The sequence below is a fragment of the Armatimonadota bacterium genome, assembly GCA_037138755.1.
Classification (GTDB): Bacteria; Armatimonadota; Fimbriimonadia; order Fimbriimonadales; family Fimbriimonadaceae; genus Fimbriimonas.
The window spans coordinates 511,534-530,005 of the sequence record JBAXHT010000001.1 but is presented as its reverse complement, the minus strand read 5'-3'; the positions used below and the strand labels follow the sequence as shown (position 1 = coordinate 530,005).

At 54.2% G+C, this 18,472-nt stretch carries 19 protein-coding genes; 11 read left to right on the top strand and 8 right to left on the bottom strand.

Annotation, left to right across the window (positions count from 1 at the left end):
- The first annotated feature begins 27 nt into the window (after positions 1-27).
- On the top strand, positions 28-2,076 hold the full coding sequence (locus WCK51_02500; GenBank protein MEI7575735.1) for an ATP-dependent DNA helicase: 2,049 nt from the start codon (positions 28-30) through the stop codon (positions 2,074-2,076).
- Positions 2,073-3,287 carry a glycosyltransferase family 4 protein gene (locus WCK51_02495; protein MEI7575734.1) on the top strand — a complete coding sequence of 405 codons (1,215 nt, stop codon included), beginning with the start codon at positions 2,073-2,075 and terminating at the stop codon, positions 3,285-3,287. The genes WCK51_02500 and WCK51_02495 overlap by 4 nt, the downstream gene beginning before the upstream one ends.
- On the opposite strand, the gene WCK51_02490 is transcribed toward WCK51_02495, so the two are convergent.
- The gene (locus WCK51_02490) at positions 3,263-3,931 is read right to left on the bottom strand and encodes a DedA family protein (GenBank protein MEI7575733.1); all 669 of its coding nucleotides are present in this window, start codon (positions 3,929-3,931) and stop codon (positions 3,263-3,265) included. The genes WCK51_02495 and WCK51_02490 overlap by 25 nt on opposite strands.
- A gap of 79 nt (positions 3,932-4,010) precedes the next feature.
- Here WCK51_02490 and WCK51_02485 point away from each other — a divergent pair, with 79 nt between their 5' ends.
- From WCK51_02485 to WCK51_02475, 3 genes are read left to right on the top strand one after another with little or no spacing between them, the layout of a single operon-like run.
- Entirely contained in the window at positions 4,011-4,964 is a 954-nt protein-coding gene (locus WCK51_02485) for an NADP-dependent phosphogluconate dehydrogenase (protein ID MEI7575732.1), read from the top strand.
- On the top strand, positions 4,961-5,992 hold the full coding sequence (locus WCK51_02480; GenBank protein MEI7575731.1) for a dipeptide epimerase: 1,032 nt from the start codon (positions 4,961-4,963) through the stop codon (positions 5,990-5,992). The genes WCK51_02485 and WCK51_02480 overlap by 4 nt, the downstream gene beginning before the upstream one ends.
- Complete coding sequence (locus WCK51_02475) at positions 5,985-7,016, top strand: DUF1611 domain-containing protein (GenBank protein ID MEI7575730.1); 1,032 nt, start codon at positions 5,985-5,987, stop codon at positions 7,014-7,016. Before WCK51_02480 ends, WCK51_02475 begins: the two co-directional genes overlap by 8 nt.
- Before the next feature lie 157 nt (positions 7,017-7,173).
- On the opposite strand, the gene WCK51_02470 is transcribed toward WCK51_02475, so the two are convergent.
- Entirely contained in the window at positions 7,174-7,683 is a 510-nt protein-coding gene (locus WCK51_02470; protein MEI7575729.1) for a hypothetical protein, read from the bottom strand.
- Positions 7,684-7,912: 229 nt separating this feature from the next.
- On the opposite strand from WCK51_02470, the gene WCK51_02465 reads away from it, so the two are divergent.
- From WCK51_02465 to WCK51_02440, 6 genes are all read left to right on the top strand, one after another.
- A complete protein-coding gene (locus tag WCK51_02465) occupies positions 7,913-8,776 on the top strand; it encodes a prepilin-type N-terminal cleavage/methylation domain-containing protein (GenBank protein MEI7575728.1) in 864 nt (287 codons plus the stop codon).
- On the top strand, positions 8,773-9,003 hold the full coding sequence (locus tag WCK51_02460; protein MEI7575727.1) for a hypothetical protein: 231 nt from the start codon (positions 8,773-8,775) through the stop codon (positions 9,001-9,003). Before WCK51_02465 ends, WCK51_02460 begins: the two co-directional genes overlap by 4 nt.
- 4 nt (positions 9,004-9,007) lie before the next feature.
- Positions 9,008-9,421 carry a hypothetical protein gene (locus WCK51_02455; GenBank protein ID MEI7575726.1) on the top strand — a complete coding sequence of 138 codons (414 nt, stop codon included), beginning with the start codon at positions 9,008-9,010 and terminating at the stop codon, positions 9,419-9,421.
- Positions 9,422-9,579: 158 nt separating this feature from the next.
- Positions 9,580-10,458: a prepilin-type N-terminal cleavage/methylation domain-containing protein gene (locus tag WCK51_02450; GenBank protein ID MEI7575725.1), complete on the top strand. Its 879-nt coding sequence runs from the start codon at positions 9,580-9,582 to the stop codon at positions 10,456-10,458.
- A complete protein-coding gene (locus tag WCK51_02445; GenBank protein MEI7575724.1) occupies positions 10,455-10,664 on the top strand; it encodes a hypothetical protein in 210 nt (69 codons plus the stop codon). The genes WCK51_02450 and WCK51_02445 overlap by 4 nt, the downstream gene beginning before the upstream one ends.
- 45 nt (positions 10,665-10,709) lie before the next feature.
- Positions 10,710-11,099 (top strand): hypothetical protein, encoded by a 390-nt coding sequence (locus WCK51_02440; protein MEI7575723.1) that lies wholly within the window; start codon positions 10,710-10,712, stop codon positions 11,097-11,099.
- A gap of 21 nt (positions 11,100-11,120) precedes the next feature.
- On the opposite strand, the gene metK is transcribed toward WCK51_02440, so the two are convergent.
- From metK to WCK51_02410, 6 genes are read right to left on the bottom strand one after another with little or no spacing between them, the layout of a single operon-like run.
- A complete protein-coding gene (metK, locus tag WCK51_02435; protein MEI7575722.1) occupies positions 11,121-12,260 on the bottom strand; it encodes a methionine adenosyltransferase in 1,140 nt (379 codons plus the stop codon).
- Between the two features lie 23 nt (positions 12,261-12,283).
- Entirely contained in the window at positions 12,284-12,964 is a 681-nt protein-coding gene (locus tag WCK51_02430; protein ID MEI7575721.1) for a 7-carboxy-7-deazaguanine synthase QueE, read from the bottom strand.
- Positions 12,954-13,646 carry a 7-cyano-7-deazaguanine synthase QueC gene (gene queC / locus WCK51_02425; GenBank protein MEI7575720.1) on the bottom strand — a complete coding sequence of 231 codons (693 nt, stop codon included), beginning with the start codon at positions 13,644-13,646 and terminating at the stop codon, positions 12,954-12,956. Before queC ends, WCK51_02430 begins: the two co-directional genes overlap by 11 nt.
- A 9-nt stretch (positions 13,647-13,655) precedes the next feature.
- Positions 13,656-15,287: an HlyD family efflux transporter periplasmic adaptor subunit gene (locus tag WCK51_02420; protein ID MEI7575719.1), complete on the bottom strand. Its 1,632-nt coding sequence runs from the start codon at positions 15,285-15,287 to the stop codon at positions 13,656-13,658.
- The gene (locus WCK51_02415) at positions 15,284-17,041 is read right to left on the bottom strand and encodes an ATP-binding cassette domain-containing protein (protein ID MEI7575718.1); all 1,758 of its coding nucleotides are present in this window, start codon (positions 17,039-17,041) and stop codon (positions 15,284-15,286) included. The genes WCK51_02420 and WCK51_02415 overlap by 4 nt, the downstream gene beginning before the upstream one ends.
- Positions 17,041-18,423, bottom strand: coding sequence for a TolC family protein (locus WCK51_02410; protein ID MEI7575717.1), 1,383 nt, complete (start codon positions 18,421-18,423; stop codon positions 17,041-17,043). Before WCK51_02410 ends, WCK51_02415 begins: the two co-directional genes overlap by 1 nt.
- Positions 18,424-18,472 lie beyond the last annotated feature (49 nt).

The window sequence follows — 18,472 nt, the reverse complement described above, 5'->3', positions numbered from 1 at the left end:
GGCTAGGACATGAGTAAGATTGAGGCTATGTCTGCGGCCGAACTGGTGCAACTCGCCTTCGACCGCCTCGCGAAGCGGTCGGGTTACGATACGCGTGGCGATCAAGTTCAGCTAGCGATGCTTCTGTCGGACTTGATTGAGCAGGGGCAGACCGGGCTCTTTGAAGCTCCGACCGGGCTCGGAAAGTCGCTCGCGACCTTGATTCCGGCGATTGCCAATGCAATCGCTAGCGATAAGCGGACGGTGATCGCGACATACACCAACATCCTTGCCGACCAATATTGGACCAAAGATTTGCCTCTGGCATTGAGCCTCTTTGATGATCACGTTGAGACGGCGTTCTTGATTGGGCGACAGCGATACACGTGCTTGATCGGTTTGGATGAAGCTCTTCCGAACGAAGTTGATGAGTTTAATCTGAGTGCGGAGCTCGGGACGGAGAACGAGTTCCGGAAGATCATCCGCAAGCCGGATCGGGAGATCAACCGGCTGTGGCAACGGGTTCAGGTTCCGCCCGTTTGCCCGGCGAAGGCTTGCCCGGCGTACGATGATTGCTACTACTACAAAGCGCGTCGGCGGCTGGAAAAAGGCAAGGTTGTGATTACGAATCACAGTGTCGTGATCACGGATGCCCAGTCAGCTGACCCTGAACTCGAGAAAGAGGGGATTCTCGGTAAGTACGACTTCTTAATACTCGACGAAGCGCATGACTTCCCTTCGGCGGCAATCAACGGGCTTGAGTTTGAGATTACAGGACCGAAGCTGAGTGCCCTACAAGGGATTGCAACCCGGCTGGAGCAGCACGTTTCTCCGATTGCTCATGCCTGCGAGGACGACCGCGAGTGGTCAGCAAAGGCTGAAGAGTTTCGGGAGCAGATCACCCAAGCGCAGAAGGATCTGATGGCGATGGGGATGATGCTGACGGACGGGGGGATTGTCGCAGTCTCGCCGGCGGAGGTTGACGAACACCCAGCAGTCCAAAAGGCGAACGCAAAGAAGCATCTGGCTCAAGTCGAGGCGATCGCCGAGCGAGTTAGGCTAGCCTGTGATAAGCACGCGATGTATGTGCTCCTCGCCATAGAGCGATACCGACTGGAATCTCGGGTTTCGGAGGCGAAGCAGCTTGCGGAGAGTACGCGGAACTACGTTTCGTTCATCCGGGACTTCGCAGTGGGTGCCCACTCGCTGAGCCGACCCGAAGGGGCAAGTGTCAGCTACGTCGGGTCGAGTCGCTCTGAAGCGATTCTGCGGCACGACGTGATTGATCTCCAGGGGCCGCTGAGGGCACTCCTCTGGGACCGTACGCCTTATGCATGCCTGTCGGCGACGATGCAGATTGATAATGAGTTCGAGCACTTCGAGCGAACAACCGGGGCTAAGGCAACATTCAATGAAGTGCTTCCTTCGCCGTTCGACTTCTCCACCCAAACTGCGCTTTACCTTCCGCCACACAACCGAATTCCCGACCCAACTCAGAGCCGAGGTGGGGAGATGGAGCAGATTTATTATCGAGCATTGGCAGCTGAGTTGAGCCACATCATCGAGATCTGCGACGGGCGAACATTAGCCCTTTTCCACAGTCGAAAAGAGATGGAAGGGGTTTACGCGCATATGACGGTTAGCCCTGAACTGCCAATTTTGATCCAGGGAAAGACAGGAACTGCGATGGTCGGCGAGCAGTTTAAGAAGAACGTCTACGCATCGTTGTTTGCTCTGAGGTCGTTTTGGACCGGTTTTGACGCGCCAGGAGAAACCTGTTCTTGTGTTGTGGTAGTACGGATTCCCTTTGAAGTACCAAGCGAGCCACAAGTTGTCGCAAGAATGGCATACTTACATCAGCAAGGATTAGACCCGTTTATGGTACACACCTTGCCTAATGCTAAGATGATGATGCGACAAGGTGCAGGAAGGCTGATTAGGAGCCTAAATGATCGAGGCATCATCGCCTTGCTGGATCCACGGTTGAGGACTAAACGATACGGGGAGCAAATTCTGGCAAACTTCCCAGATGGGATGCGCACATTCGACGATTTCGCTGACGCGGCAGGCTGGATCGGAATAGGAGGCGCTCCTTGAAGGTCGTCATCATCACGGACTACACCTACGTGAATGGAGGTGCGGGAAAGGTCGCTCTAGAGTCGGCAGTGGCACTCGCATCGCAAGTGGATCACGTCTACGTCTTCAGTGCGGTCGGCGAAATACCGGAGTCACTGAACTCCATCGAGAACCTAACAGTTGTTTCTCTGGGCCAGAAAAAAATCACCGAGGTTGCCGCTCGAAAAGCGATCATCAGCGGTCTCTGGAACCGACCAGCTGAAGTTGCTTTTCGAGAGTTACTTGGTTCCTTGGATACAAAAGATACTGTGGTCCATATCCACTCATGGCGAGATGCACTCACAGCAAGCCCGATATCTGTCGCCATCGAACTAGGTTTTCGAGTCGTTATGACTTGTCACGACTTTGGACTGGCCTGCCCCCTCGCCGGCTTTTATGATGCAAGAAATCGATCCATCTGCAGTGAGCGTGGATTAGGGATCGGATGTTTGACCAAGTCTTGCACGAATGGTTCGTTTACGAAGAAGAGCTGGTTTGTCGCTCGACACGCAATCCAGGTTCGGAAAGGAAAAGTTCCGACCGGAGTGAAGCACTTCATTTTTGTTTCTGAGTTCAGTAAACAGATCATCGACTCGTACTTGCCACCCAGTGCGATCTGCCACTATGTGGATAATCCGATCGGTGCAGCTCGTTTGGAGCGATCCAACCCAGCGGGTTCCAAGCACCTTGTTTATATCGGCCGCTTTTCTGACGAGAAAGGGCCCGACCTGGCTGCCGCAGCGGCATTCCAGGCGAAAGCTCCGATCAAGTTTGTTGGAACGGGTGGCCTAGCAGACCGGATACTAGAGGTTAATCCAGAAGCTGAGTTAATGGGTTGGCGCAAGCCAACCGAGGTAACCGAAATTCTGCGAAGCGCCCGCGCGCTCGTCTTTCCTTCCGTCTGGTACGAAACTCAGGGAATGGTGGTCAACGAGGCTGCGGCAAACGGAATCCCGGTAATCGTTTCTGATTGCACGGCCGCAGTGGACACCGTCCGAAAGCTCGGACACGGGGTGACATTCAAGGCCGGGTCCATTGAAAGCCTGGTGGCAAAGATCAAAGAGTATGAGTCCGACGATTTCGTCAGCGAGCTGGGTGCTAGAGGGTACGACAACTACTGGAAGTGCCCGCCGACCATCGACTTCCACACCGCCAAGCTTCTCGAAGTTTATTCGGCAGTACTCTCGGACTGAGATTTGGTCTTTGCCCGTTTCTTGTGCATGACAAACTCGAAGACGATAGGCAGAACTGAGATAAGAACCAGCACCAGCACCGCCACTTCGAAGTGATCCTTGATGTACGGCTGATCACCAAGGAAGACTCCGGCGAACATGCAAACGGCAACCCAGAGGACTCCGCCAATGACGTTGTAGATCATAAACCGACCAAATGTCATGGCTCCCATTCCCGCAACGAAAGGTGCAAAGGCCCGGACAACCGGCACGAACCTCGTGATCACGATGGCCTTTCCACCGTAGTTTTCGAAGAATTCGTGGGTCTTGGCGAGATTCTTTTGCGAGAAAAACTTTGCGTTCGGGTTTCTGAAAGCGCGTTCGCCGAAAAACCTGCCAATCCAGTAGTTAACGATGTTTCCCCCTATCGCAGCTCCCGTAAGCAGTAGGAAAAGCACCGGGATACTTAATCCCTTCTTTTCGTCGGCGGCGATCAAGCCGACGGCAAATAGCAATGAATCACCAGGAAGGAAAGGGAAAATGACCACTGCGGTCTCAGCAAAGATGATTCCGGCAAGGATGAGATACACCGTGTTGCCATACTGAGCGATGAGCTCGACGAGGTGTTTATCCAGATGTCTGAACCATTCGAGTAGCTGAACCATAGGTCTCCGGGGAACGTTAAGGGTACCTGTCTACAACGTTTTGCCCCGTCAGAAGGTTGCAACCAGGCAAAATAGAAGGGTGAAGGAGTTCGGAGTTGTTGGGTTGGGCCGAATCGGTGGAGGGCTCGCTTGGCAGGCTCTGGGAAAAGGTTATCGGGTAGTTGGGGTTGACCTGGAACCCGCTTCAGAAGATTTGATCGAACGCGGGATCGACTATTTCCCGTCACTTGACGGCTTGCAGTCGCTGTCAGGTCCGCGAATCGTGTTTGTTTATATCCATGCGGGACCCGCCATCGATGCGATGCTGGATCGTCTCGCAGCTGTGTTGTCACCTGGAGACATTATTGTCGACGGTGGAAACTCGTATTGGGGAGACTCGATTCGTCGGCACGAGAGACTTGCTTCGCAAGGTCTTCGATTTGTCGATCTAGGTACTAGCGGCGGAGTTGGAGGCGCGCGCCAGGGAGCTTGCTTTATGGTCGGCGGAGATGACTCTGCTCTCGACGCGGTCGAACCCATTCTGCTCGACCTCGCTTGTGAAGGAGGATACGTTCGCGCGGGCGGACCAGGCGCAGGTCACTATGTGAAGCTGGTCCATAACGGTATCGAGTTTGGAATGCTCCAAGCAATCGGCGAAGGACTAGATTTGCTCGAAAAGTTTGACCAGAAGCTCCCTGTGGCGGACGTTCTTTCCTGCTGGCGAAATGGGTCGGTGGTGCGCTCATGGCTCGTTGACTTGTTGCACGAGCAGTACTTGGCGAAGGACGGACTTTCGGAAGTCCCCGGTTACATTGAAGATACTGGGGAGGTGAACTGGCTGATTTCAGACGCAATGAGAATGGAAGTTCCCATTCCAGTCATCGCACAGTCCGTGATGCAACTTTTCACAAGTCGAGACAACCAAAAGGACTGGGCAAAGGGAATCGCGATGATGCGTCACGGCTTCGGCGGGCATCCTTACGGACCAAAGCAAGAACTTGTTGAAGAGCGCCAAATCAGCCGCGTAGGAGATATCTGGAGACCAACCGAATGAAAGTGACTTTTAACATTTTGACCCTTCCTAAGCTGTATCCGCTGGCGATCAGCCGAGGAACGATGGCCTCTTCTGATAACTTGTTTGTTTCGGTTGAAGACGGAGGAGTTGTCGGTCTCGGCGAACATGCTCCAGCGACTGGAAAGGCATGGACGGCGGAACGGGCTCTTGGGCAGCTGTCAGCTTTCTGCGCTTCAGGATTCTCGTTGGAGCCCGAGGAGACTTGGGAGGCGATGCTCGCCGCTGAGGTCGATCCACCGGCGATGGCGGCGCTTGATATTGCCCTTTGGGACTTGCGCGCCAATAAGGCGGGCAAACCGCTCTACGAGCTATTGGGACTTGAGAAGAAGTCTGTTCCCACGAGTGTTACCATTGGCATCAATCCTCCGGCGGTGACTCTCGAACGAGTTCCTGATATCCTGCGACGCACCGGTGCGAAGTGCCTGAAGATCAAGCTGGGCTCGCCGGAAGGGCGGGCGCACGACAAAGAGCATTTCTTAGCTGCAAAGGAGGCATCTGCTCCGTTTGGTTCGATCTTGCGGGTCGACGCAAATGGTGGCTGGACGGTGGAGGAGGCGATTGAGATGATCTCCTGGCTTAAGAGCCACGGCGTGGACTATGTCGAGCAACCTTTGGTCGAAGGTGGGGAAGATGGGCTGCTGGAACTCTTCCGGAACCGTGAATTACCTCTCTTCATCGACGAGTCTTGCCGATGGGCATCGGACGTGGCGAAATGGGCCGACCGAGTTGATGGCGTAAACCTGAAGCTCATGAAATGCGGCGGAGTGACGGAGGCTCTGCGAATCGTTGCCGAGGCGAAAAGGCACAACTTGAAGACCATGATTGGGTGTATGAGCGAGAGCAGCGTGGCGATCGCCGCCGGTGCGGCAATGGGAGCGCTTTTTGATCATATTGATCTTGATTCCCACCTCAATTTGAATCCCGATCCTGCAAGCGGCGCGCCGATTGTCAACGGGGTCATTGTCCCGCTTGACGTGCCCGGCCACGGAGCTTCGCTCAATGATTGATTCTAAACAGCCAATCGCCATTTACATGGAGGGCGCGTTGGGGCAAGACATCGGAAAAATGGGTTACGGCATTTTGCGTTACTCGCCGAACCCGATTGCTTGTGTAATCGATTCGTATCATGTGGGGAAGACTGTGTCCGAAGTAGTCACCACACCGCGTGATTGCCCGGTCGTTTCAAGCGTGGAGGAAGCGGCGGCACTAGGCGCGACGATTTTCGCCTTGGGAACTGCACCTCCGGGCGGTCGATTGCCAGAGTCCTGGCGCGGGGTGATTTCGGAGGCGGTGAAGCTAGGGATGAGCGTCATCAATGGTCTCCACGAACCGCTTGCGCCACAGTACCCGCACCTGAAAAAGGGCCAAGTCATATGGGATGTCCGTCAAGAACCAACCGGCCTGGACACGGGAACCGGCAAAGCAAGATTTCTTGCGAACCGACGAATCCTCATGGTTGGTACAGACATGGCCGTCGGGAAGATGACCGCTGGATTAGAACTATGGAAGGCAGCCGGAGACGCGGGAGTTAACGCAGGCTTTGTTGCGACGGGCCAGATAGGGATTACAGTTACTGGCGCTGGCATTCCTCTAGATGCCATTCGGGTGGACTACGCCAGTGGCGCAGTTGAACGCGAAGTTCTTCGCAACGAAGCGCGAGAGTGGGTGATTGTTGAAGGGCAGGGCTCGATAATTCACCCTGGCTCTACTTCGACAATGCCTTTGTTGCGAGGCTCGATGCCGACAGACATGATTCTATGCCTCAAAGTCGGACAGACTCACCTTCGGCGATTGCCAGAGGTCGAGATACCGCCGATCCCAACTCTTATGCGGCTATACGAAGACCTTGCTTGCGCAGGTGGCACGTTCCCCGCCGCGCAGGTTCGCGGATTATGCGCTAACACTAGCGAGTTGGATGAAGATACAGCGCGGCGTGAGCTAGCCGATCTGTCGGCTCTGGCGGGAGTCCCCGCAGTGGATCCCGTTAGGTTTGGGTGTCTTGAGTTGGTCGATGAGCTGAGGTCTGTTTAGGCGCTAAAGCTGATCGTTGGGCGAAAAAATAGGCGCGCCTCGGAAGATAGATCGAGTTGCGCCCAAGTCTGGTCTCACGTTCCTCTTCTAAAGTGGAGGAACTGGTTTAAGTTTTGCGCAGAAAAATCTGAAGTAACACCCGCAAAACTACCGGGTTCTATCTTCGACTACTGAAGGTGAAGTTCCAACCCAGGTGAGTATGCCAGCCAATGCCGAGACTTGTTCCTCGCTCGAGTTCTCCCATGAAGCCCAGGCTGAATGCACCTTCAAAAACCGAACGTTGACCAAGGTCGAAGAGGCTCCCGTTAGAGAGAGAACGGCCGACGAACGTGTAGGTTTGGGTGTAAATACCGACTCCGAAGAAGAGCGACCTTTGCTCATCACCAGGAAAGAACAAGATATCAATTCCTCCTCCGGGCTGAGTTCGGTAGTCCCCGAACGCGACAACGTCACTCGGTCCTGGGCCATCGATCAGAACAAAGGGGTCGAGGTCCAGGTTGTTGAATAGTCCGAACTGGTAGGCAACCTTTCCTCGCCGAATTCCGCCGAACAGAGCCCCTCGCCCCCGGTTGCCGGTTCCGAAGCCGTAAAAGTTTCGGGAAAGCTCAAAGTCGTCACGCTGAGCGACCAGGGCCAGCTCTGTGTAGTTGGAAACGTCGAATAGCATGACAGCGAGTCTATCTTCTGTAACTCGAACGAGTTTGATGTATCATGAAATCATGCATTAATCTCATAGTTATAAATAATAAACTATGAGATTTCACTGTATATCAATTCAAATAGAGATTTTCTGAGCAAAAAGTTGATCTCACCGTTATGAAGAACACTTATGATGATCATGAATCTTGGGGTGGGGTTGAGTCCGGTCCAAGGTCACCAATGAAGGTGTTGAAATCATGAAACGAGCATTTACGCTTATTGAACTATTGGTGGTCATCGCAATTATCGCGATCCTTGCCGCCATCCTCTTCCCTGTCTTTGCACAAGCTAAAGAAGCTGCCAAGAAAACGAGCGACTTGAGCAACCAAAAGCAGCTAACGTTGGGCTTTATGATGTACTCGGCCGACTTCGACGACAACTTTGCCCGAGGCTGGTACGTTGTAACGACCGCTGCCGGGGCATGGCAGCAGGACTATAAATGGACCCACGCTACACAGCCCTATGTTAAGTCGGGCCGTGTAGACAACTATGATGCAATCGGTGGAATGTGGTCGACCCCTGGAGTTCGCAACAGTCTTGGATATGCGACTCACGATAAAATTTTCCCGATGTGCGGAAATATTAACTGGGGTTCACGGCTCTGCGGTACGGCAGGAGTAGCCTCTGTCAGCCAAACTCAGATAAACAACCTAACCGAGAAGGTTTTGGTTACCACGACTGGTATCAATCCAACATGGAGCGTTGAAGGCTCTCCAGGCGCGAACATGGATTCCTCTTGGTGGTGGTGGAGTGGCGAAAACCGGGTGTATAACGAAGCAACCAAAACGTGTTCATCCAATCCTTGGCCGCCGGTCTTGACTGGAGGTCGGGCTGGATTCCACTGCTACAACCAGGATGGAACGAACTGGCCGGTTTGGGCAATGCCGAGGTTCCGCTACTCATTAGGAGCGAACGCAGGCTACGCAGATGGTCACGCTAAGTTCCGAAAGAGTGCTGCATTCAACTGGTGTACCCAAATGTACGTAGAAGGGCTCTTCCCCGGTGATGAACCCAGGTTCGATCCATGGGATGCATGCGGGGCATACAACGGCACCCGATGATGAGAAAAGTATCACTCGTGTTTTCAATAGCCATGACCGCCTGCGCTCTAATGAGCGCAGGATGTGGCTCTCCCGACAACTCGCCGCCTCCCGAGGTCAGCAAGCCTGTTACAGATGCCCAGTTCGAGGAATCGATCAAGGGTGCTCCCCCTGCTGCTCAGGAACAGGCACGGAAAGAGCGAGCGAAGGGAGAGTATTTGTCGGGTCAAGGTCATTCCTCCAAATAGCAACATGAAGTTCGGAATCACTGGTATTGGAATTACAGTTCTTTCCTCCACCCTGGCAGGGTGCGCGGGAGGAGATGCCGAGGACGTGCCGGTGGTTCCCGTGGTTAGTGTCCCAGCGAGCCTTGATCATCCCAGGGAAGTCGTCGGCCTTTGGAAGAGCTCCAAGGGCGATAAGTCGATGGAGCTAAAGGAAGATGGAACTGCTGTCTCGAAGAGCAGAGTCAAAGTGGGCGGAAAAGACTCAGATAGGACAATGGACGTCTCATCGTCCGTTAAATGGGGGACTGCTGGAGATAAGTGGTTCTTTTACGGTCACCCATCGCTTCCAGCAGTGGTGCTCACCTGGAAGCTCTCCAGTGGGAGCCTGATCCACACCCAGGGGAGGTTTTCACAGGCCTATGTAAAGACTTCAGATTGAACCTAGATTGAGGATCATTGATGGGTCTTTTGGGAGAAGTGATTTACAGATAAATATTTTTTGCACAGTTTTGGCAAAACATTTGTATAATGCTCAGTGAAGTTACAGTGTTCGGAGTGTTCCGACCACGGTAATTCACCAATGAAGGTGTTGAAATCATGAAACGAGCATTTACGCTTATTGAACTATTGGTGGTCATCGCAATTATCGCGATCCTTGCCGCCATCCTCTTCCCTGTCTTTGCACAGGCCAAAATGGCCGCAAAGAAGGCTTCTGACCTTTCGAATCAAAAGCAGATCGGTTTGGGAGTCATCATGTACTCGGCAGATGCCGACGACTTCTTCGCGCGTGGCGGATATGCTCGAAACCCAGCCCAGTCTAATTTGTTCTGGTTCAGCTGGCGCGAACTTACCATGCCTTACATTAAGAGCGGTGCTGATCGAAGCGACGCTTGGACACAGGGCGAAGCTCGAGCCGTGGGCGGAATCTGGCGCGGACCAGCTGAGCCTTCCAACTCGAAGAATGGCTACGCTGCACACAACGCAATCTTCCCAGAAGCCTATGCTCCTGGAGACTACACAGGTCTGGTTGAAGTTGGATACCCTGGCGGAACCGTTCAGCCGAAGCCGTCGATCAGCCAAACCCGCTTCACTCGACCAGCTAACCAGCTCATCATGACCACGATCGGTTTGACGACCCAGTGGGGCGGCGGACCGGAAGGTGCACGAACTCTTGAAGGCGACTGGTGGTTCCACGGCGGCGAAGTCTGGCCTCCACAGGTGACTGGCGGACGCAACTCCGGTGCAAAGAACGAAGGAGATGGTGATAACTACAACCAGTGGTCCATGCCTCGCTACCGATACACCGAAAGCGCAAACGCAGCCTACGCTGATGGACACGCAAAGAGCTTCAAGAAGTTCTCGTTGAACTGGTGTACAACGGTCTACCCAGGATTCAGCCATTTCCCATACGGCGACTCGTGGACCTGGATGTTTGATCCGGGCAACCCTTGCGCAGGACAAGATTCACCTCTATGATGATTCGACTCCTTTCAATAGCCTTCATAGCCACACTCATCGTTGGGTGTGGCTCTGGCGAAGCTGAAATGAAGACCAACCCACCAACTCCTCCTCCAACGGAAGAGCAGTTGAAGTCGATGCCGCCACAGGCCGCGAAGCACGCGAAAGAAATGGAAGCGTACGGAAAAGCAATGGGCGAACGACAGGGTAGCCAAGGACGCTAAGTCCAAGCAAATCGGGACTCGCAGAAGCGAGTCCCTTTTCTTTTTATGTTCAAATCTCTCTCATTCCTTCTCCCTCTGGCCCTTTTACTGACCTTGTCCGGCTGCAAACCGGAAGAGGAAGAGCAACAAGCTCCACCTCCACCGAAAGTTGAGTTCAAAGGTGCCGTTGATAAAGCCTATGTTGGAAAGTGGCGCACTCCGAACGGGCGGCTTGTTCTAACACTAGAAGAATCGGGGGCAGCCTCGATGATCGGCAAAATTTCTTCGCCAGGTGGCGAGAAAGACGTGAACACGAAGATGGAGTGGAAGCTCGACGGCAGTCGACTCGTATTCCAGAATGAAGATTCAACAACGTCTGGGTACAAAGCGACTCTAAAGGGCGACAAGCTTGAACTAGCAACCTCCAAAACAACTTCTGTCTACACCAAGATGTGACCCAATTGCATCTAGTCTCCGTTACCGGAGACTAGATGCAACCTTTGTGCTCTCCCAAGGAAAAGCACTGTTGCCGAAGTGACCGTTCATGGCCGTCGGCCTGTAAGTCACGTTGAGCAGATCCAGCTCCTTAATGATTCCAGCCGGAGAAAGGTCGAAGTTTTTGCGGACTCGGGCAACGATCTCGTCTGGATCGATGGACTCGGTTCCGAAGGTATCCACGTTCACCGCAACCGGCTGAGCGACGCCAATGGCGTAGGCTAGCTGCACCACCGCGCGTTCGGCGAGGCCCGCGGCGACGATGTTCTTGGCAAGATACCGAGCAACGTAGGCAGCCGAGCGGTCAACCTTTGTGGGGTCCTTTCCGCTAAACGCTCCGCCGCCGTGGGGTGCCATTCCACCGTAAGTGTCGACGATGATCTTTCGACCCGTAAGTCCCGTGTCTCCGGCAGGTCCGCCAATCACGAACCGACCAGTTGGGTTGATGTGATAGGTAATGTCTCCGTCGATGAACTGCTTGTAGGATTCTAGAACCGGCTGTATCACATACTCTTGAACCCGTCGCTGGATCTCTGCTTGCGGAATCTGGGCACCCAGAGCGTCGAAATCGTCGTGCTGGTGAGAAACGACGACCGTGTCAATTGACTTTGGCTTACCGTTCTCGTAGATCACCGAAACCTGACTCTTGGCGTCCGGACGGAGGCCAAGACCGGGATTTGAGCGGCGCACTTCGACCGCCTTGCGCATGATTGCGTGAGCGATTGTGATGGGAAGGGGCATCAACTCGTCGGTTTCATTGGTTGCGTAACCAAACATCATGCCTTGATCGCCGGCACCGCCGGTGTCGACGCCCATAGCGATGTCGTTTGACTGCCCTTGGATAGCGACGAGGACACCGCAGTTATCACCGTCGAAACCGACGTTGGTGCTGGTGTAGCCGATCTCTTTTATCGTGCTACGCACAACTCGCTGAACGTCGACATAAGCGTTTGTAGTCACCTCTCCTGAAACGATGGCAACGCCATGGGCCATCATGGTCTCGACCGCAACGCGGCTCTTGGGGTCTTGCTTCAGGAACTCATCGAGTAGCGCATCGGAAATCTGGTCGGCTACTTTGTCCGGGTGGCCAATGCTCACGCTCTCGGAGGTGTAAATCTTCATTTCGGAACCAATAGCGTACCCGTTTAGGTTCCTTTCGTGTCCCCGAAGAGGTCGATCTGGAGACGCGGTGCAAGCCTCCAATTGCGTCGGATCACCTCGGGGACCAGAAGTCGTGCGGTCTGCCACAGCTTCTCAGCATCGCGTCCTTCAGGCATAAGGAGGACGTTCGCAGGATTGATGCAGCCAATCTTTTCCAAGAGCTCCTCGATTTCTGGTATGTCAGCCGATCCAGAAACGACGAACTTGAGCTGGTGATTGTAGCCCGAGGTGAGTTGCTTCAGAATAGGAATATTCAGCCTTAGCTGATCGTGCCGAGCCGACCATTCCGGATGGTCCGTAGGAACGGAATTCGACAGCTTTGGGCTGATTGACATGAGATCACAGTCGACCTCACGAAAAATCGTCCCTGCGGTTTCTATCGTGATGGTCTTACCGAGGCTCCTGCAAGCCTGGGCGAGTGGGACCACCGCTTCAAAAAGCATAGGCTCTCCTCCCGTGATAACCACATGATTGATGTCACTTAACTGCTGAAGGATTTGATCCACCGATAAGACGTCGCCTTCCGGGTGCCAACTTGCATAAGGCGTATCGCACCAGACACAACGGAGGTTACAGCCCGAGAACCGGATGAAGGTGGATGGGACTCCCGCGAAGACTCCTTCACCCTGGACGGAGTGGAAGATCTCTGAAATCTTAGCCTTCAAACTTTTTCACCAGCGGGTCTTGCAGACCGAGAGCCGCAAACCCCTTCTCTCGAATCTGACACGAGTCGCAACGGCGACATGGCCGCCCTTCAGGGGTTGGGTCGTAGCAACTTGAAGTCAGCCCGTAGTCGACGCCTTTAGCAAGCCCCAGCGCGATGATCGCCGACTTTTTGAGATCAATCAATGGGGTGTGGATCGTCAGTCCCTTCCCCTCAACCCCGGCTTTGGTCGCCAGATTCGCCATCTCTTCGTAAGCGGATATGAACTCGGGACGGCAATCTGGGTAACCGGAATAGTCCACTGCGTTTACGCCAATAAAGATATCGAAGGCACCTAACACCTCTGCCCAAGCTAGAGCGTAAGACAGAAAGACCGTGTTTCGAGCAGGGACATAGGTGATCGGAATCTCAGACTCCATTTCGCCGTCAGTGCGGTCTTTAGGCACGTCCAGAGAAGATGTAAGCGCTGAACCGCCGAACTGGCGCAGATCAATGTTCACCGTAATGTGCATCGTCGCCCTTTGGAGCCGAGCCTGATCTGCGGCCCTTTGAAGCTCAATGCGATGCCGTTGACCGTAGTCAAACGACATCGCAAAGGTTTCAAAGCCTTCCGCTCGGGCGACTGCGAGGGCGGTCGCGGAATCGAGTCCACCAGAGAGAAGCACCACTGCACGCCGAGCCATGCTATCAGTTTATCGCTTCGCTTTCACTTTGATGGTCGGGCTTAGGTAATCCGCCTTGTCTTCCTTATCAACCTTTTGCTTCTGGTCAGTTGATTCCTTCTTATTCGCCTTTCCGAGAAGAGGATCTCCCTTTGGAATTCGAGGCGGGAAGTTATTGAACTGTCGCCAAAGCTCGAAGCCAAGCGGGACGGTGTCAAGCATGATCCACCCGATCGCTTCGGCGCCGGGCCTCAAGTTGTTGGCCGGTGGCCAAGGCTGATCCTTTTTGCCACCAGGAAGGACGAATCGAGCCTCTTTGACGAGCACACGGAAGCGAGACGAGCCGTCGTCGACCGGGTCGATGAACTGAACTCGCCCGCCATAGGTTCCGACGGAGACGCCCGGTGCCCCAGAGAACTGGACAGCAGGGTAGCCCGCAAATTGGAGCCGAACCGGACGACCGATGCTAATGAATCGCACGTCATTATCTGTCACGAGCATCTCAACGATACGGTCTTTTGTTTCCGGAGCAATTGTCGCAAGGACATCACCCGCTTTTACCATCGAGCCCGCTCCAAAGCGAGCGATGTTGATGAGCCTTCCAGAAGCTGGGGCTTTGATCTGGGCTTGTCTTCGACGACCAGTCACGTTTGCGGACTCTAGCTTGATCTTCTCGAGGTCGGAAGTCGCCTTTGCCCGAGTGCTTTCCGCACTCTGGAGCGAAGCTTCCAAGCTCGCGATGGTCGCACTCGCATCATTCTCGATCCGAACAAGGTCGTTCTTTGCTATCGAGACATCTCGATCTGCAGCGAGCACGCCTTCCTTGGCCTGCGTCACTGCCTCGCGCTGGCGCGCGATGTCGATTTCGGCCTGGTCTTGGCCGAGGGTGCCTAGCTCTACGGTTCGCTTCGCCGCGGCAACGGTTTCTTCTAGCTGCTTCACCCGAGCTTCTGCCGCAACTTGACTGGCTTCGGCAAGTTCAAAGTTTCTCTTTGATTCAAGACCCTTGCTTGCAAGGTAGGCGACTCGCTCAAAGTTCTTCTTCTCAACTTCAAACTGCTGCCTGGCGGTGATCAAGAGTTGATCGTTCTGGCGAACGATGTCTTGAGCTTGGAGCTTTCGTTGCTCAGCCGATGCTTTGGCTACTTTGACAAATGCCTTGAGGTTCTGTTCCGACTGTGCCTGGGCGGCTTTGGCGGCCTTCAGGCGGTTCTGTGCCTGCCGGATCCGCTCATTAGCATTTTTCAGTTGCTGAACCTTTGATGACTGAACCTCACCGATCTGCGACGTGATTCGTGCGATTCGGGACGTCTCGGAGGATTGGCTCTGGGTCAGGGCGTCTTGCTGCCCTGTCATTCTCTTCTCGATCTCCGGATCAAGAAACTTTTGGTCGATGTCTTCGATCTCGGCAATGATGTCGCCGGCCCCAACCAGCTGACCTTCAGAGACATTCCACTTAACAATTCGGCCTGGAATCTGAGCCTCGATCGTTTGAGGTCGCTCGGCCGGGTTAAAAACCGCCACTTGTCCGCCACCGATGATCGTTTGCTGCCAAGGGACAAGCCAGAGAATGAGGACGGAAAGAATTAGCAAGAAGACGAGAACTCGTGCAATTCGTTGTCCCGAGGACCGTCGCCTTACTTCTTTGATTGCGCGTCTCATGACTGTGCTCCCTCCGCTCGTATGAGGCGGCTGAGTCTTGGGAAGAGCTGGCAGAACGAGCCAAACTCGTTTGATGCAAGCTTCAGAGCAGGACCACCTTCTTTGATCAAACCGTCTTGGAGAACATAAATCTTGTCCGACCTCAAAACCACCTCGGGATCGTGGGAGATGTCGATAATTGTCCAGTGGTTATCTGCTCTAAAGATTGCGTCAAGGATCATCAGCGTTTGGCGTTCGTCGATTCCAGTAAAGGCTTCGTCGAGAATGAGTAGTCGCGGTCGTCCAACAATCGCGCGAGCGATGAGGAGTCTCTGCACCTGACCTCGTGAGAGGTTCTTGCCCATCGAAATGACCTTTGTTCGCAGGCCATCTGGCATCGCCGAAAGTTCATCAGTGAGCTGGGAAACATCAAGGGCCCAGCGGACATCCTGCGGCGAAATATGCTCTCGCCCAACAAGGATGTTCTCTTCGATTGTGCCGTCGAAGAGCTCGTTTTCGTAGCCAATCATGGAGACGTGACTACGTAGGGAATCCAAACAAAGCGTTCTGGACTCGACACCGTCGAGTTCGATGGTCCCGTGAGAAGGATCGTCTAGGCCGCACAGAAGGGCGCCGAGGGTGCTCTTGCCTGCGCCACTGGCGCCAACCAGGGAGACCCGTTCGCCCGGTTCCAACGTCATGTCGATTCCATTGAGAATCGGGCTCGTCGGATCGTAGTGGAAACGTACGTTTCGGCAGACAACTTCGAGGCCTTTCGATTGCTCCGGGTGGGGAAGATCGCGCCCATCCATTCTCTCGGTTTCGATGTCGGCAACGTGACCAACTTTATCCAGGCCCGTCAAGAGGTCAAAGAAGACGTCGGCTTGACGAACCAGCTTTTCAAGCGCAGCCAAAACAGTGGTGATGATGATTTGAGCGGCGACGAGCTGACCGAGGGTCAGTCCGCCATTGATGACCTGCCAGCCACCACCCGCAAGTGCTGCGGCTTGGACAAAGGCTTGGAACAGATAGAACGAGCCAACCTGGCGAATGGTGACCGCGTAGTGGGCCTTGCGCTGTCGAACATAGCCGAGAACCGACTCGTCCGCGCGATGCGCGAGATAGTCGCGGTTTCCGTGAACCTTCAACGAGACGTTGCAGCGAGCAATGTCTTCGAGCCAGTCAGCGACCTGATATTTCTGTTTGGATTCGTAGATGGATGTGCGTAGTCCACCGATGCCGAAGAGCAAGGTGATGATGAGCAGACCGACAATGAGGACAAGGTCGAGCAGGAGCAGTGAAGGGCTATAAAACCCCAGAATCGCGAGGCCGAGAATCGCTTGAACCAGCGCAGTTGCGCCATCAACTAGGAGCTTGGCAACCGCTTTCTGAACCGTGAGAACATCAAAGAAGCGATTAACTAGCTCGGGAATGTACTCTGCGCGCAAGCTGCGAGGGCATGCACGGGCTAGGACATCCGCGATCTTCATCGCGTTCTCAGCAAAGATTCGTTGTTGAATCGCTTCCACCAAGTTCAGCTGCATCATTTGCATGACGCCTGCGAGGAACAGAGCTCCGAAAACCAGTAGGGCAAGAATCACCAGCGGCTGAACAAAGAGTCCGGCAGCTACCGTGTTGACGAGGGCATTCATCGTCAACGGAATGAGCAGCGAGAAGATGACAAGGGTAACCGAGTAGGTGAGCAGAACCCAGAGTTCGCTCTTCTCGTGAATGAGCAGTTTTCCGACACGCTGAAGTGGTGAAGGATTAGCCATTACTTGCCACCCAATTGAGCCGTTGAAGCCAGAAAGGCAAGGTTTGCGAGTTGGAGTTCCACTTTGACATCGATAAGGCGAGCCTGAGATTCGGCGGTCGCACGCTCCCGCTGGTTAAGCAAGAAAAGCGTACTCTGTCCTTCTACGAATCGAATCCGCTCGCCTTCTTCCACCGCGTTGTTAGATTTAACTTCTGCCTCGGCGGCGGAAACCCTCTTCTCAGCCTGCGAGATAGCCGAGAGAGCGTCATCGACTTCGATCTGTACTGATCTTTCGAGCTGGCGATATTCAAAGCTGAGCTTTTGCAGTTTGGACTTGGTGGCGTTGATTCGACCATCGACTGAGTTTTGGCGAAGCGGGATTGTGTAGAACACTCCTGCCTTCATGGTGTTGCCGATGTTGTCAGCTCCAAAGTCGAAACCGGGACCGATCACAAGGTCGAGACCGGGCTTGCGATCATTCTGGGCGAGGCCCAGCTCGAGGGCGAGAATTTGCTGGCTGAGATTCAGAGCGAGTAGTTCAGGACGATCTTTGGTCGCGGTTGCCCGTGCTTGCTTGGCCTCGACTTTTGCTCCTCGGTCATCGAGTGCTTCGATCTGAACTTGGGTTCGGGAGACATCAATGGTTGACCCATCCTCATTCCAGCGGTACAGCCCAAGTTTGATTTCCGCTTTCTGCACATCGCGTTCGGCCTTGTCGAGGCCACCCTGGCGGCGCGCGACTTCGGCGTCGGCTTCCTCTTGGTCAATTGGAGGGTTTGCGCCCTTACGGATTCTTTCTCGGATGTACTCGGCGCGGTCGGCGGCGAGTTTCAGGAGTTGTTGAGCGACTTCGATTTTTGCTTTGGCACCGACCAGCTCCCAATAGGCGGTTCCAGCTTTCTCGAAGAGGTTGAGTTGAGCTTCGCGGATGAATTGGTCAGCAATCGGCTCACCAAGGAGGGCTTGTTGCTCGGCAATCGTTTTGGCGTTATTGATCCGGTCTCGGAGAAGTGGGATTTTGGCCGAGACGAAATATTCGCCGACTGAGCCGGTGAAGGACGCGGGCGATTTCACGTCGCCTCGGTTGAGTCGACCTCCGATCGAGTACTTGACACCGCTTCGATCAAGAACCTCGATGACTGCGTCCGACATCGAAGTCGTTTTTGCCTTGCCGGGGTCGCTAGAGGAGTTGTAGCGCAGGAACTCGGTTTCGAAGGCGAGTACGGGGTCGAAGGCGCCGCGTTTTTCTTGGCTCTTAGCCCTGGCAACGGCGGCTTCGAGGCGGGTTGCCATCAGCTTGGGAAAAGCTCGGTCAACATCCTTGAGGACGGACTCCAAAGTGAGGTTTGCCTGCTGAGGAGCAAGCACATAGAGCAGCGCAGAAAGAAAAGATAGATTCAACTAATGGGAAACCTCAACAAGATGTGACGAACCAGCTAGGCTGTTTCGC

What these genes read in the sequence shown, in the direction of transcription:
- WCK51_02500 (MEI7575735.1), top strand. Translation starts at nt 28, where the DNA reads ATGTCTGCGGCCGAACTGGTGCAACTCGCCTTCGACCGCCTCGCGAAG.
- WCK51_02490 (MEI7575733.1), bottom strand. Translation starts at nt 3,931, where the DNA reads ATGGTTCAGCTACTCGAATGGTTCAGACATCTGGATAAACACCTCGTC.
- WCK51_02480 (MEI7575731.1), top strand. Translation starts at nt 4,961, where the DNA reads ATGAAAGTGACTTTTAACATTTTGACCCTTCCTAAGCTGTATCCGCTG.
- WCK51_02475 (MEI7575730.1), top strand. Translation starts at nt 5,985, where the DNA reads ATGATTGATTCTAAACAGCCAATCGCCATTTACATGGAGGGCGCGTTG.
- WCK51_02470 (MEI7575729.1), bottom strand. Translation starts at nt 7,683, where the DNA reads ATGCTATTCGACGTTTCCAACTACACAGAGCTGGCCCTGGTCGCTCAG.
- WCK51_02465 (MEI7575728.1), top strand. Translation starts at nt 7,913, where the DNA reads ATGAAACGAGCATTTACGCTTATTGAACTATTGGTGGTCATCGCAATT.
- WCK51_02460 (MEI7575727.1), top strand. Translation starts at nt 8,773, where the DNA reads ATGATGAGAAAAGTATCACTCGTGTTTTCAATAGCCATGACCGCCTGC.
- WCK51_02455 (MEI7575726.1), top strand. Translation starts at nt 9,008, where the DNA reads ATGAAGTTCGGAATCACTGGTATTGGAATTACAGTTCTTTCCTCCACC.
- WCK51_02450 (MEI7575725.1), top strand. Translation starts at nt 9,580, where the DNA reads ATGAAACGAGCATTTACGCTTATTGAACTATTGGTGGTCATCGCAATT.
- WCK51_02445 (MEI7575724.1), top strand. Translation starts at nt 10,455, where the DNA reads ATGATGATTCGACTCCTTTCAATAGCCTTCATAGCCACACTCATCGTT.
- WCK51_02440 (MEI7575723.1), top strand. Translation starts at nt 10,710, where the DNA reads ATGTTCAAATCTCTCTCATTCCTTCTCCCTCTGGCCCTTTTACTGACC.
- metK (MEI7575722.1), bottom strand. Translation starts at nt 12,260, where the DNA reads ATGAAGATTTACACCTCCGAGAGCGTGAGCATTGGCCACCCGGACAAA.
- queC (MEI7575720.1), bottom strand. Translation starts at nt 13,646, where the DNA reads ATGGCTCGGCGTGCAGTGGTGCTTCTCTCTGGTGGACTCGATTCCGCG.
- WCK51_02420 (MEI7575719.1), bottom strand. Translation starts at nt 15,287, where the DNA reads ATGAGACGCGCAATCAAAGAAGTAAGGCGACGGTCCTCGGGACAACGA.
- WCK51_02415 (MEI7575718.1), bottom strand. Translation starts at nt 17,041, where the DNA reads ATGGCTAATCCTTCACCACTTCAGCGTGTCGGAAAACTGCTCATTCAC.